7 protein-coding genes are annotated in these 14,357 nt (G+C 62.5%); all 7 read right to left on the bottom strand.

The window, feature by feature from the left end; genetic code table 11:
- Position 1: 1 nt before the first annotated feature.
- Positions 2-2,056, bottom strand: coding sequence for a phospholipase D-like domain-containing protein (locus tag VM94_RS13175; protein ID WP_046683900.1), 2,055 nt, complete (start codon positions 2,054-2,056; stop codon positions 2-4).
- A gap of 25 nt (positions 2,057-2,081) precedes the next feature.
- On the bottom strand, positions 2,082-4,871 hold the full coding sequence (locus VM94_RS13170) for a type VI secretion system Vgr family protein (protein WP_235432909.1): 2,790 nt from the start codon (positions 4,869-4,871) through the stop codon (positions 2,082-2,084).
- A gap of 129 nt (positions 4,872-5,000) precedes the next feature.
- A complete protein-coding gene (locus VM94_RS13165) occupies positions 5,001-7,148 on the bottom strand; it encodes a S46 family peptidase (protein ID WP_409929599.1) in 2,148 nt (715 codons plus the stop codon).
- Positions 7,149-7,235: 87 nt separating this feature from the next.
- Entirely contained in the window at positions 7,236-9,350 is a 2,115-nt protein-coding gene (locus VM94_RS13160) for a sensor histidine kinase (RefSeq protein ID WP_235432908.1), read from the bottom strand.
- Positions 9,347-11,941: a chemotaxis protein CheB gene (locus VM94_RS13155; RefSeq protein WP_046684573.1), complete on the bottom strand. Its 2,595-nt coding sequence runs from the start codon at positions 11,939-11,941 to the stop codon at positions 9,347-9,349. The genes VM94_RS13160 and VM94_RS13155 overlap by 4 nt, the downstream gene beginning before the upstream one ends.
- 141 nt (positions 11,942-12,082) lie before the next feature.
- Complete coding sequence (locus tag VM94_RS13150) at positions 12,083-13,504, bottom strand: efflux transporter outer membrane subunit (RefSeq protein ID WP_046683897.1); 1,422 nt, start codon at positions 13,502-13,504, stop codon at positions 12,083-12,085.
- Positions 13,501-14,357: efflux RND transporter permease subunit (locus tag VM94_RS29000; RefSeq protein ID WP_046684690.1), on the bottom strand; the 857-nt coding region annotated here is incomplete at its 5' end. The genes VM94_RS29000 and VM94_RS13150, both read right to left, overlap by 4 nt.

Here is a 14,357-nt window from a genome sequence, read left to right as displayed (position 1 = left end):
CTCACCCCAGACGTATAGTAGAACTTCGGTTATCTTCTAATGGCAACAAAAAACCAATCATTTTTTTTAATTTTGCTCCGCCTTGTTTTGCCAGCTTTTTCGTTCGATTGGCCTTCATTAAGTTTCCCCACTTTTCAAAAGCATCCACAATCTCCGCCTTCTTCCCACTCCCGCCATCGACCAATCCCCCGCTATGCATGTGCCACACCCGCTTGCGCAAATCCGTGGCCACGCGGTAATTGACGGTGGCGATATTGATTTCGCTGTCGACGGCCATGCTGCGCTGGTTCAAGTTGGCGCTGCCCAAGGTCATGAACACGTCGTCGACCAGCATCAATTTGGAATGGATGTAGATTTCACGGTAGCGCCAGCGGTCGTTATCGAACGCGCTGACATTGAGCATGGCCACCGACACCCTCAACCCGAATTCGCTTTCAAGCGTCATCGCGCCGGGTTTGTTGATGCCGTTGGAATGCCGCACCACGTCGGGCAACTGGACTTCCGCCTCGGTGGAAATGCCGAATCCTGCCCTGACACGCCGGGTTTTCGGCCGCTTGTTGTAGTCGTCGATCATGGTGTTTTGTCCCGTCATGCCAGCGTGCTGCCCCAGCGCCGCCAGCGTGTCGTGGGTGCGTGGCACCATCTGCGCCCGCTCCGGCACCGGGATGACGATGAATACGTGCATGACGGGCATATCACGCATGGTCTTGCCCGCTTTCACGCTGCCGGCCTTCCAGGCGGCGACCACCTTCTTGCGCTCGGCCAGCAAGTGCCGGGCCCATTCTTCATACTGGAAATACTGGTTTTCCACATACAGGTAGCCGGCCGCCAGGCTGGCCTGGGTCACGGCGCGAAAGTAGGTTTCCTTGATCGTCTTGTCCTGCTCCTCGGGCTGCGTCAGGACGATCTGCACGGTGGAGTCATCCTGCCTGGCCTCGCGCAACAGCCGCGCCGGTGGGCTGCCACATGGCAACTCCTGGCTAACACAGTCGGTGGAAGCCGAACGCGTGCGGTCGTCGATAGCGCGGTCCCACGCCTTCACGAAATTGTTGTACAGCGCGATCAATGCCTTGCCGCCGTCGATGCGGCAGGCGTAATCCTGATACGGTTTCAAGGTGGCGAACCCGCCGTCCGCGGCCATTCCCTGCAAGCACTCGCGCCGCTCGTTGACACCACCCTGTTCGCGGCGCGTATCGTCGAGCAGATGGGCCGTCGTGTCCCAGTAATCGGTCACCGAGTTCAGGCCCATCACGTAACCGACGGCCTTGGCTCCCTCTTCGTGGTCGAAATCGATCAGGACAGGCTTCTGGTGGTGCGTGCCCAGGTATTGCATGCCGGGCTTTTCAATTTCCCCCATCGTCAAGCCGCGCGGCTGGCTTATTTCGGTCGCGATACTCTTGCTGATCGCGGTGCTGTCGCCGTGCCGCAAGCGAATCTCCAGGCCTTCCAACAAGCCATGGAACGCGGCCGCATACCAGCTGTGGCAATATTCTTCACGCGCAAGCATTGGGATATCCTCGGGCCGGACGATATCGCCCCTGAAAGCACTGCTTAAAACAAGTTTTTTCCTGACTGCCTCCTGCAACATCGCCAGGCTGGCTTTTGCACTGATATCGTCGGCGCGCTGTCCACCGGTTTTCCATGGTGAGGTGCCGTGCGAATGGCCCGGCATACTGCGCACCATCGGCGAACCGATACGGTCATGCCAGATCAGCAGGCGCACCCTGACGTGACGCCGTGCGGCGGCAATCAGCAAGTCGCCAAACGTTGCGCCGCGCGGCCAGGTGGCGCTGTTGCCGCGCACCAGTTCCATGCCCGGGTCGAAACCCCAGCAGCACAGGTCGATTGAATGTTTAGCCTTGGCGATCTCGCCGGCGATGTCGGCGAACCCTTCCTGTCCGCAAATGAACAGTGTCAGCTTGTTGTTATGCGTAATCGGATGAGTGGCCTTGCCCTTCAGGTTGCGGTTTTCCAGCAGCCACTGGAGCGAACTGGTCGCAGTACGGCCAACCTCGTCGATGTGGGTGGTTTCGATACGGCCGCTCGATTCCGGCATGGCGCTCTCCAGTCAGTGTCGTGCATCATTGAACCCAGCGGCCATCGGCGGTGTCGTCGAACGCGCGCAAACCGCGGTTCGATAGCTTCTGTTCGCCGTCCGGCGCCGCGTTCGGGTCGAAGCGTGCGCTCGCCTGCAATGAAAACTCTTCGCCATTGCCAAGGACGACACGGTAGCGCGGCGTGCCGTCCTGATGCGCGATGAGGATGCGGCCGAATTCGTCGGTCAAGCCGCGTTCGACTTCGGCGTCCCCCTTGTACAGCGTGTACGGCACATGCGCGTATTGACCGCCATCCGCATGGGCCTGGATCGTATGCTGCAACTGCCCTTCGACGGGTCCGATGGCAGGCTCCAGCTCCGGTTGCGGCCGTTTTTTGGGTGCCAGCGTTTCCAGGTTGCCATGGAACAGTGTCGGCGACGCGGTAAAAAACTGCACCTTGTCGCTAATTTCAAGCATGCAATTGGCGCCATGCAGACGCACGCCTTTGCGGCCGCGAATATTCACCCAGTCGGTCTGGCTGATCAATTCCAGAACCTTGTTGGCGACGATATCGACCGCATCGGTTTGCGCCGCGATCTGCACCGGGCCAGCTGCGGCGATCAGTTTCATGCCCGCCTTGTGGACGAACAGGCGAAACGCCGCGCCGATGCTGGCGAACAGGCCGCCGCCGGCCGCCAGCGACAGGTCGCACCCGGCCGTCAGCGCGGTGTGCTCGGCGCTGGCGATGTGCGTCGATTGCGCGGTCGTCGTTTCGATACCAGCCGGACTGGCCAGCACCAGATGCGGCTTTGACAATTCGGGAAATGCGTTTTCGCCACTGCCGGCACCGCCCTTGATCCCGGCATGCTGGGCTTTCAGCACATCGGCGGCGGCGCCCTGCTGGGCGGAACTTTCTTGCGCACCGTAATGCTGCGCCAAGGCGGCGAGCGCCTTGTGCCGTTCAGCAGCCTCGGCCAACCGGCGCAAGGTTTCATCCATGCTCTTGATATGCGAGGCGGCGCCAGGGCGCGCTTCGGTGGTCAGCAACATGCCGCGGCCGGCGCGCGCCACGCCCCAGGCGTCTGACGCCAGTTCCCAGCCCTCGCCACGCGCATCCTTGCGCCCGCTGGCGTCTTCGATGCGGCTGATGCAGCCGAGCGACAATTGGCTGTGCTGATGATCGCTTTTCAGTTGCGCCTGGATGCGCTGGTGCGTGTCGTCAAGCACCAACTGGTTACCGCGCACGCCGTAGCCGCCGCCAGGCATCAGCTCGGCGCTGCGCCAGCCGCCAAGCATGCGTTGCCCCGGCAAATTCCACGGCGGCGCATGCTTGCCGTTGTACACCGCGCCGACAATGACGGGACGGTCGATATTGTCGTCGAGAAACTGGATCAGCACTTCCTGGCCAATGCGCGGCAACGCGATCTGGCCGAACGCCTGGCCCGCCCATGGCGTCATGACCCTGATCCATGGCGAACTGCCTGCGTCGAACTTGCCCAGCCGGTCCCAGTGGAATTGCACCTTCACCCGGCCCAGCGCGTCAGTATGGATGGTTTCGCCTGCCGGCCCGGTGACAATCGCCGTCTGCACGCCGGGCAACGCACAAGGCGTGCTGTTGAACTGCCGCCCCGGATACCAGCGGATGCTCTTGCGGATGCAGCTAAAACGGTTTTCATAATGCGACTTCGCGCCCGTGCCTGCCTGGTAATTGTTGCTGGCGATATGATCGACCGACAGGATCAGGTATTCGCGCGAGCCGATGTCCGGGCGCGCCGGTTCACCTCTGGCCGGCATGGATTGCTTGCCGCTGAAGTGTCCGCCCAGCGTGAAACTGCGCCCGGCCTGGACGCAGCGGTGATTGCCGCCAGCGTCGAAGTATTGCGCCCGGCAGTTATTTTCCTCCAGGCGGCGTTGCGCCAGCGCTTCGCCGTCGCCCATGTCGGCATAGCCATAGCCGGTGTCCTGATACAGTTCATGGGCAAACACGTCGCCCTGCTGGTGCAGCGCATAGCCGCTGGTGCGGCTGGCATACGCCTGCTTGTAATTGAAGCTGGCCAGCGTGAGCGAGCCTGAAGCAATCTTTCGTATTGCCTGCCAATCGCGTATGCCGTCGCGCTCCAGCGAGCCCGCGTCGCCGCGGAACACCATCTCGTCGGCTTCGCTGGCATCGTGGTCGCCTGGGTCGATGCTGTCGCTCAGCCAGGTATTGTCGCCCAAACAGAGCGTATGACCGTCGGCGCGATGTTCATACCAATAGTGGATACCCTGGTCTTCCCAGCGCCGGTGCAGATGGTTGTAATCGGTTTCATTATGCTGGTTGGCGCAGCTTAATATCGCTTTTTCCTCATGCAGCCGGTTTTGCCAGTCGCGCTGCAAATAGTGATCGAAGGTAGTTTCGCTGATGTCGATGACCGTGCGTTCGTGGAACGAGACGTTGTCCATGCGCAGCCTGGAAAACGCCAGCCAGGGTTGCAGCACCATCTGGTAGAACGCGAAACCGCCATCGCTGCGCAACAAGCGAAATTCGCCGACATAACCATTAAAATAGCGCAAGCTGCCGTCATCGCGCACCATCGAAATCGTGACCATCCGGCCCATCATCGCTGTCAGGGGAACGTGGAGATTGTCGGACAGCAGTTCGGCCTCGAACCGGAAGTCGCGTGACATTTCCTCGTGTGCCCGCAAGCTGTTGACCAGCAGCGCGGTATCGGGCGGGCCATCGTTGCGCGGAAAATCCATGCGCAGCAAGCGGCTGTCCTGGACTCGCCAGCTCGCTCCGAAAAGGCGCGCCAGATCGGCTGCCAGCTCGCCATCATCCATCGTGCCCCCCTTCAAACTTGTTTCCCTGGCTTATGCTAACCATGGTGAACGCTGGCATATTGATGGAACTCAAACTAGTTGCCCATACGCAAAAAAGCCGCATCGGCCCTACGGCGGATGCGGCTTTATTTCAACCAAGAAAAATTATTTCTTGGTGGCCTTCGGATACTTGATGGTCATTTCCTGCAGCAGGTTATCCGCATGGTCCACTTCCTTCATCACCCACAGCATGTAGCGGATGTCGAGATGGATGGCGCGCGTGATGGCCGTGTCGAAGTACCAGTCCTTGGTAATCGATTCATACGTCGAATCGAAGTTCAGGCCGATCAGCTCGCCGCGCTTGTTCATCACGGCCGAGCCGGAATTGCCGCCCGTGGTGTCGGCGCTGGTGAGGAAGTTGACGGGAACCGTGCCCAGTACCGGGTCGCGGAACTGGCCGTAGCGTTTTTGCTTGACGGCGTCGATCAGTCCTTGCGGCGCTTCGAACGGGGCCTTGCCAGTGACTTTCTCGACGATGCCTTCCACGGTCGTGAACGGCCCCTTGGTCAAGCCATCGCGCGGCGAGTATGGCGAGACGGTGCCATACGTCACGCGCAGGGTCGAGTTGGCGTCAGGATACACAGGCTTGCCTTGCGACTTCTTCCACGCGATCACGGCTTGCATGTATTGCGGAATCACGCGTTCCAGGTTGCCGTCGATTTCCTTGCGGCGCTCTTCCAGCGCCACGTCCACCGGATGCAGCTTGACAGCCAGTTGCATGAAGGCGTCGTCGGACTGGGTAACGGCAGCCTGGTCCTTTTCCAGCCAGGCCAGACGCTTGGCCGTGTCAGCCAGTTGCGTCTGCTGGTACAGGGCGGCCACGGCGCCTGGCGCCGGCAGCAGCGCGTCCAGGCCTTGCGGATGGCTCTTCGCCGCCAGTTGCGCGTAACGCTTCAGGCCGGCTTCAAAACGCGCCTGGTCGACCTTGTTGACGTACGACTGTTCCAGTCGGGCCAGACGGGCCTTGATGAAGGCCAGGTCGCGCTGCTGGAAGCCCGATTCGCGCTCGGCGTCCGCTTTCTGGCGCTCCAGCGACAAACGGTAGATGGTGCGCGCGCTTTTCAGCAAATCGCTGTTGGTGGCCACGCTCCAGGCGAACTCTTCTTCGCTCAAGGCCATGTCGCTGGCAATCGCCGCGTCCAGTTCGGCCAGCAGGGTCGGCGATACGTTCGGCTGCTTGGCGTACCAGGCGCGGAACTCGGCATCCTGCACGTCCTTGATGGCGGCGATATCCTTGCGGGCGAAACCGTCGAGCAAGCCCTGGGTTTTCTTCAGCACGTTGTTGATGCTTTTCACCACGCTGGCATAGCGCACGGCGGCTGCCGCGTCGCCATTCGTCGCGTCGGCCATCACGGCCAGGTCGGCTTGCAGTTCGGATACTTTCAGCGGGAAAGCCGTATCGCGCGCAAAACGGATTTCCGCCGGCAGCTTGTAGCGGCTGGTGCGGCCGGGGTAGCCCGCCAGCAAGATGCCGTCACCGGCTTTCAAGCCTTCGGCCGAGACCACCAGGAAATCCTTCGATTTGTACGGCACGTTGTCGGGCGACGGATCGGCCGGACGGCCATCCTTGCCCACGTAGGCGCGCAGGAACGAGTAGTCGCCCGTATGGCGCGGCCATTCGTAGTTGTCGATGTCGCCTCCGAAGTTGCCGATCTTGTCCGATGGCGCGTAGACCAGGCGCACGTCGCGTATCATCATCTGGCGGATGCGGTAGTACTCGAGGCCGCGGTGGAAGGCGGGCACGGAGCAGCGGTACATCTTGTCCGTTTCGCATTCGGCGATCAGGTCCTTGACGCGCTTTTCCACGGCTTCGTGGCGTGCGCGGCCGCTCATGTCGGCCGTCAAGCCTTTCAGCACACGGTCGCTGACGTTCTCCACCTTGTCCGTCACATACACGAGGCTGTTCGGACCGCCCGGCAGCTCGCTAGCGCGCGTCTTGGCCAGGAAGCCGTTGGTGATGTAATTGTGTTCCGGCGTGGAATTGCGCTGCACGGCGCCATACGCGCAATGGTGGTTCGTCACCACCAGGCCGGCGTCGGAAACGAAAGCGGCCGAGCAGCCACCGAGCGACACGATGGCGCTCATCGGGTGCTTGCTCAGGTCGGCCAGTTTTTCTGCAGGAATTTCGATGCCGACCCGTTTCAGTTCGGCTTTCAGCTGTGGCAATTGGTGTGGTTGCCACTGCCCTTCGTCGGCGTGTGCGCCGGCGAACGCGCCCAACAAGGCGACTGGTAAAACGATTGTTTTGAACAAGATATGCCCCTCCATAAATAGCAGGCGAAAGTATAGCCTGTCCAGGGGGCATGAGTCGGCAAAAATTAACCCATTGCAATTTCCGTATCAGGCGGCCGGGCGCCCCACTCCCTGCAAGGGAATCTGCAAGGCCAGGCGGCAGCCGGTGCCCGAGGCCGGCAAGCCCACCTCGAAGTGGCCACCCAGCGCCGTCACCCGCTCGGCGATGCCGATCAGGCCAAAACACTGTTTCTTGCGCTGCTGCTGCGGCGTGATGCCGATGCCGTTGTCGCTGATGGCCACGTACACGGCGCAGGCATCGGAACTGAGTTCGATCTCGACCTGGCTGGCCTGGGCGTGCCGCATGACGTTGCTGAGCGCTTCCTGCACGATGCGGAACAGCACGATCTCGGCCTGGCTACCGATGGCGGCAAACAGCGCCTCGTCGCGGATCAGCAGGCGGCAAGCGACGCCGCTGCGCTTGCGGAAGTCGCCCACCTGCCATTCGATGGCGGCCTGCAAGCCCAGGTCCAGCGCCATCGGGCGCAGCTCGTTGATGATGCCGCGCACGCTCTTGATGGTCGTGTCGACATTGCTGAGCACGGCGCCGACCCGGCGGTGCAGGCGCGGATGGGAACCCTCGGTGCGGGCGCTGAGCATGGAGATATCGATGCGCAGCGCCAGCAGGTTTTGTCCCAGTTCATCGTGGATATCGCGCGAAATGCGCTTGCGCTCGTCTTCCTTGGCCGTTTCCAGGTGCAAGGCCAACTGGCGCAGCTGCGCGTGCGACTGGCGCAGGGCGCCATCCATCAACTTGCGTTCGGTGATGTCCGTGTGCGCCACCACGACGCGCAGCGGCCCTTCGCCGAGAAAACGGCTGACCCTGGCCTGCGACCAGCGGGGTCCTGAGCGCGTGGCAAATTCATACTCGAGCGCAAACGCATCGGCGCGGCCGGCAATCACGGAGCGGATGCCGGCGGCCAGCTCGCGCCCGGCGCTGCGCTGCCAGCGCGCGTCCGTCTCGCAAAACTCCAGGTAATGCAGCGGTTTTCCCATCTGCCCCACAAAATCCACGCACGCCTGGTTGGCATGCAAGACGCTGCCCGTCTGGTCCAGCACCAGCACCCGGTCCGTCAGCGAATCGATGGTGGCGTGAAAGAAACGCTCGGCATCGCGCAAGGCTTCCTGCGCCAGTTCGCGCTGCTGCACTTCCTGCTGCAGATGCTGGTTGGCGTGCAGCAATTCGGCCGTGCGGTCGATGACCCGCTGGTCCAGCTCGCGGTGCAGTTCGCGCAAGTCCGCTTCGGCCAGCTTGCGCTCGGTGATATCGGAAAACACGCCGACAAAATGGCTGATGCTGCCGTCCGCCGTGCGCATGGGCGTGATCGACAGAGATTCGACGAAGCGCTCGCCATTCTTGCGCCGGTTCACCAGTTCGCCATACCAGCTGCCATCCTGGTGCAGGCTGCGCCACATGGTTTCATAGAAATGCGGCAAATGCGTGCCGCCGCCGAGGAAGGACGGATCGCGCCCGATGGCTTCCTCGGCCTGGTAGCCGGTGATGGTGGTGAAGGCGGGGTTGACGGAAATGATGCGGTTGCCGCTGTCCGTCACCAGCACGCCTTCACGGATACTGTCGAGGATGACGAAGGCGCGCCGCAAGGCCGATTCGCGCGCGTGCTCGTCGCCCAGGTCCGTCACCAGCATGCGCACCGTGTCGCTGGCCGCGTCGAAATTGGCTTCGATGCGCACCATGCCGCCGGCCGAGCCGCCGAACAGCTGCGCTTCAAGCACCTGGCGCGCACCGCTGGTGAAGACGGCGTCGAGGAAGCGGCGGAAGCTGCCTTGCGCCTGGGGCGCGATGAATTGCTCGAAACGCCGCCCCAGCAGCTGATTCTTGTCGCGCTGCAGCAAGCCGCAAGCCGCCACGTTGACACGCGTGACGACGCCCTCGCGCGCCAGCGAAAAGTAGCTGACGGGCGCCTGTTCATACAGCTGCGCATAACGGTCGCGGCTGCTTTCATATTCATTCTTCAGCTGTTCCAGCTCGGCCAGGGCCGCGTTCTGCATTTCCAGCTCGATCTGGCTGACTTGCAACTCATGCAGCTGGCGTATCACGTCTTCATTCGACTGCGGCACGGGCTGGCGCTGCTGCGCCGCCAGTTGCTCGGCCTGCTCTCGCAATCTGGCCGGCACGTTGCCCTCGTCGAATGGTTCGCTCATGACACGTTCTCGCCGCTATTGCCGGCCGCCGCGGCGCCGGACTGAATCTGGCGCAACTGGGCTTCCAGCAGTTTCGATTCCGTGATGTTGATGAAGGTCACCACCACGCCATCGATCACATTTTCGATCGTGCGGTACGGCATGATGCGCACGTTGTACCAGCGCCCCGTCTTGGTTTCCACTTGCCGCTCGCAAAACACGAGGCTGCGGATGACTTCCAGCGCATCGTCTTCCAGGCCCGGATAGTCGAGGTCGTTGACGATGTCGCTGAGCGGGCGGCGCAAATCCGTCTGGATCAGCTTGTAGATTTGCGTGGCCGGCGCCGTGAAGCGGCGGATGCGCAGGTCGCTGTCGAGGAAAATGGTGGCGATATCGGTGCTGTTGAGCAGGTTTTTCATGTCGCTGTTGACCAGCGACAGATCGTCGACCTTCGATTGCAGCTCGGCATTGACCGTGTACAGCTCCTCGTTGAGCGACTGCATCTCTTCCTTCGAGGTGGTCAACTCCTCGTTCGTCGATTGCAGCTCTTCATTGGTCGACTGCAATTCCTCGTTGGCCGATTTGAGCTCCTCGCGCGACGTCTGCATCTCGTCGCGCACGGCCTGGATTTCATTGCGCGCCTGCGCCAGCTGCTGCTCCAGCTCCAGCACCTTCGGATTCGGCGAGCGGCCGCGGCGTACCTCGGTCACCAGCGGCGCGCTGGAGAACGTCACGAAGACCATGCCGCGCAAGGACTCGGGCTGGCTCAGCGCTTCGGCGCTCAGGTCCACGCCCAGCGACTGTCCCAGGTGGTCCTTGACCACCAGGCCCTTCAGGCGCACCACGCTTTCGCTTTGCAGGGCTTGCTTGATCAGGCTGGCCAGCTCGTAGCGCAAGCCTTCGCGCGCCATGGCGTGGATATTCCAGTTGGCCTTGCCGGCCGCCGGTTCGAGGAAGGCGCCCGTGCGGCCGTTGATGTACAGGATGTCGCCGTCCTGGTTCAGCAGCGCGGCGGCAGGCGAATATTTCTGGAGCAATAATTGCTCGACATGGGATTGAATCTTTCCAGTCATGCTCACTTCTCTCGTGTCGCTAGGTGTAGGGGGGGATGCCAACGATACCTTGGTGGGGAAATACGTGGGCAAACGCTGGCGCGCCAGGTTGTCGAGGCGGCGATATAGCCGGGTCGACGTGGTCAGGGGCGAAAACAGGTCGGAAAAATGGCCGGGCGTGTCGGCACTGCCCAGCAGCAAGATTCCATCCCGGTTCAGGGCGTAATGAAACAAGGGTATCAAACGCTGCTGCAGCTTGGCATTGAGGTAAATCAACAGGTTGCGGCAGCACAGGATGTCGAGCTTGGTGAACGGCGGGTCAGAGATGATGTTTTGCTGGGCAAAGATGATCGTGTTGCGGATCTCTTTCTTCACGTGGTAGCCGTTCTTGTCATTGACAAAGAAACGCTCGAGCCGTTCGGCGGACACGTCGCTGATGATACTGTGCGGAAAGCGGCCCTGGCGGGCGCGGTCGATGGCGTCGGCCGACAGGTCGGTGGCAAAGATCTGCAGGCTGTATTTCGACGGCGGATTGATGCTGGCCACCACTTCATGGAACACCATGGCCAGCGAATAGGCTTCCTCGCCCGTGGAACAGGCGGGCACCCAGGCCTTGAAGGCGCGCCCGTCCGGGTGGGACGCCAGCAATTGCGGCAAGGCCACCATCTTCAGGTATTCCCACACCTTGGGATCGCGGAAGAAGCTCGTGACGCCGATCAGCAATTCCTTGAACAGCAAGTCGATTTCGGCGGGATTGGCACGCAAATACGGCACGTAAGCTTCCATCGACGTCATTTGATACAAGCTCATACGCCGTTCGATGCGCCGCAGCACCGTATTGATCTTGTAATCGGTAAAGCTGTTGCCCGTATGTTCGGACAGCAAGGCAACAATTTCCTGCAGAGAATTACGCCCGTTCGGCTCATGCCCGGGCAAGCTGAGAAAACTGCTGCGGAACAGATAGGTGATGATCTTGTCCGGCATCTTGTCGGGGAAATCGACCAGGTCCACCACTTCGGCGGCAATCGCGCTTTGCGGCATCATGTCGAACTTGGCCGTATCGGGATGCTGGGCCAGGGTCAGGCCGCCTGCCTGCTTGATCGCCTGCAGGCCGCGCGTGCCGTCGCTGCCCATGCCGGAAAAAATCACGCCGACGGCCAGTTCGCCCAGCTCGCTTGCAAGGCTTTCGAAAAAGGTATTGATGGGCAAGCGGTGGCCGCGCAGCTGCACCGGCTCGCTGAGCACGAAACGCCCCTTCGACAGGCCCAGGTCCGCATTCGACGGGATCACATAGATATGATTGGGTCGCAACTCTGACTGGTGCGTGATTTCCGTGACGGGGATGCTGGTGGCGCGCTGCAGCAGTTCCGGCAGCATGGCCTTTTGCGTGGGATCAAGATGCTGGATCACCACATAGGCAATCCCGCTTTCCTGCGGCACGTTGGCCAGGAAAGCGACGATGGGATCGAGTCCGCCGGCCGAAGCGCCAATGGCCACCACCGGGAAAACGATGGCGGCCACTTCGGGAACGGAAGCATTGCTGTGTTTACTGCGTGTCATCGTCGGCAAGAATGCAGCCACGGCCAAAGCGTCAGGCTGGGAATTGATAATAATCTTGCATTCTAGCACTCAAGATGCGCGACAAAACGCGAATTTGGCGCAGGGGTTTTATGCTACCCCATGCTGCCCCATGCCGCCCTCTTACTGCGCCTGCGGCACATGCCAGCCGCCGCCCAGCGACTGGATCAGGGCCACGGCTGTCGTCTGGCGGTCCGCCTGCGCCTGCACCAGCGAACGGCGCGCCGACAGGGCCGTCACTTGCGCCGTCACCACGTCCGTGTAGCCGACCTGGCCCGCGTTATAGCGGTTCAGCATCTGCTGTTCGACCTGGTCGGCGGCGGACGACGCCTGCTGGCGCAAGGCCAGCTGCTCGGCCAGCGCGCGCGTGGCCGACAACTGGTCTTCCACGGCGCCAAAGGCACTCAATACCGTCTGGCGGTAGCGCGCCACAGCCGCCTCATGCCCCGCCTTGGCCGCGTCCACGCTGGCCGTCGTGGCGCCCGCGTTGAACAGGGTTTGCGCGGCCGACACGCCCAGGGACCACAGGCTCGACGATGCATTGAACAGGTCGCCCACACGGCTGGCGCCGGAACCGTAGGACCCCGTCAGGTTCAGGCTCGGGTAATACGCCGAGCGGGCGATGCCGATCTGCTCGTTGGCCACGGCCACGCGGCGCTCGGCGGCGGCGATGTCGGGACGACGCTGCAGCAGGGTCGACGGGACGCCCAGCGGCACCTCGGGCACGGTCAGGGTCCACGGCGCCACGGCCAGGCTGAAGTCGGATGGGGCCTTGCCCAGCAGAATGGCGATCGCGTGTTCCAGCTGGGCGCGCGCACGCGTCTGGCTGGACAAATCGATCTGCGCATTGGCCAGCTGCGTCTGCGCCTGCAGCAGGTCGGACTTGGCGGCGATGCCCGAGTTGAAGCGGTTGCTGGTGATCTCGAGCACGCGCTTGTAGCCGTCGATCGTGGCATTGAGCAGCGCGATCTGCGCATCGCTCTGGCGCAGCGAAAAATAATTGGTGGCCAGCTCGCCCTGCGCCGACAGGCGCGCCGCGGCCAGGTCCGCCGCGCTGGCGGCCGCACTCGCATCCGCGCCCGTCACGCCGGCGCGCAGCTTGCCCCACACGTCCGGTTCCCACGACGCGCCGATGGCCGCCTTGAAGTTGTTGTTCGTCTGCTGCTCGTCCCCGCCGCCGGAGCGGGCGCCGCTGCCCGTCAGGTTCACTGTGGGGAACAGCGAGGCGCGCTGTTCGCGCACCAGCGCGCGCGCCTGCTCGTAGGAGGCGATGGCGGCCGCCACGTTCTGGTTCGATATGTCGATGCCCTCGGCCAGCTGGTTCAGCTGCGCGTCGCCGAACAGGGTCCACCAGGGACCCCGCTCCAGGGTATCGGCCGGTACGGCAGGCTCCCAGCCGGCCGCCTCCTTGAACGTTTGCGGCGCGGCGGCCGTCGGCGTTTCATACGCGGGGCTGACGGCGCAGCCGGCCAGCAGGACAGCAGCCGCCAGCGCCAGCAAGTGGCGTGCGGGGACGGCGGATGGAATAGGTTTTACTTGCTTCATGATTGTGTGCTCGGGTTATCTGGCCCAGGAATGCGGCTCAATTGCTGCTCGTCGGCGCTGCGCGTGCGCAGTTTGTCGAGCAGGATGTAGACCACCGGGGTGGTCAGCAATGTGAGTAACTGGCTGGCAATCAGGCCGCCGATGATGGCGACCCCCAAGGGCTGGCGTAGCTCCGACCCCTCGCCGAAACCGATCGCCAGCGGCAAGGCGCCAAGCGCCGCCGCGAGGGTGGTCATCAGAATGGGGCGGAAACGCAGCAAACATGCCTCGCGCACCGCCTCCACCGCACTCAAGCCGCGCGAACGCTCGGCCTCCAGCGCGAAGTCGATGATCAATATAGCATTTTTCTTCACGATACCGATCAACAGGAACACGCCGATCAGGGCAATGATGGAAAACTCCATGCGGAACAGCAGCAAGGCCAGCACGGCGCCCACCCCCGCCGACGGCAAAGTCGACAGCACGGTGACGGGGTGGATCAGGCTTTCGTACAGGATGCCCAGCACGATGTAGATCACCACGATGGCCGCCAGGATCAACAGCGGCTGCTCCTTGTTGCTGTCCTGCGCGCTCTTGGCCGAACCCTGGAAGCTGCCGCGCACGTTGACGGGCATGCCGATTTCCGACTCCGCCTGGGCCACGGCGGCCTGTCCGTCGCTGAGCGGATAGCCGTCTGCCAGGTTGAACGACACGGTGGTCGCCAGTTCGCCGCCCTGGTGATTGATGGAAGTGGCCGTCGAGCTTTCGGCAAAGCTGCTGAACGAGGACAGCGGCACCATGTGCGCCAGGGTCGTGGACAGGGCCGAGCCGCTGGACGGGTCGCGCGCGGCCGTCGTGTTCGATGGCGCCGCGC

Source organism: Janthinobacterium sp. KBS0711 (assembly GCF_000988085.1).
In the GTDB taxonomy this organism is placed as follows: domain Bacteria; phylum Pseudomonadota; class Gammaproteobacteria; order Burkholderiales; family Burkholderiaceae_D; genus Janthinobacterium; species Janthinobacterium lividum_E.
Note: the sequence above shows the minus strand (reverse complement) of the source record. Positions and strands in the feature narration are given on the sequence as shown.

Bases quoted from the DNA above. Each gene is read 5' to 3' on its own strand.
- VM94_RS13175 (WP_046683900.1), bottom strand. From the start codon at position 2,056: ATGCCGGAATCGAGCGGCCGTATCGAAACCACCCACATCGACGAGGTT.
- VM94_RS13155 (WP_046684573.1), bottom strand. From the start codon at position 11,941: ATGACACGCAGTAAACACAGCAATGCTTCCGTTCCCGAAGTGGCCGCC.
- VM94_RS13150 (WP_046683897.1), bottom strand. From the start codon at position 13,504: ATGAAGCAAGTAAAACCTATTCCATCCGCCGTCCCCGCACGCCACTTG.
- VM94_RS13160 (WP_235432908.1), bottom strand. From the start codon at position 9,350: ATGAGCGAACCATTCGACGAGGGCAACGTGCCGGCCAGATTGCGAGAG.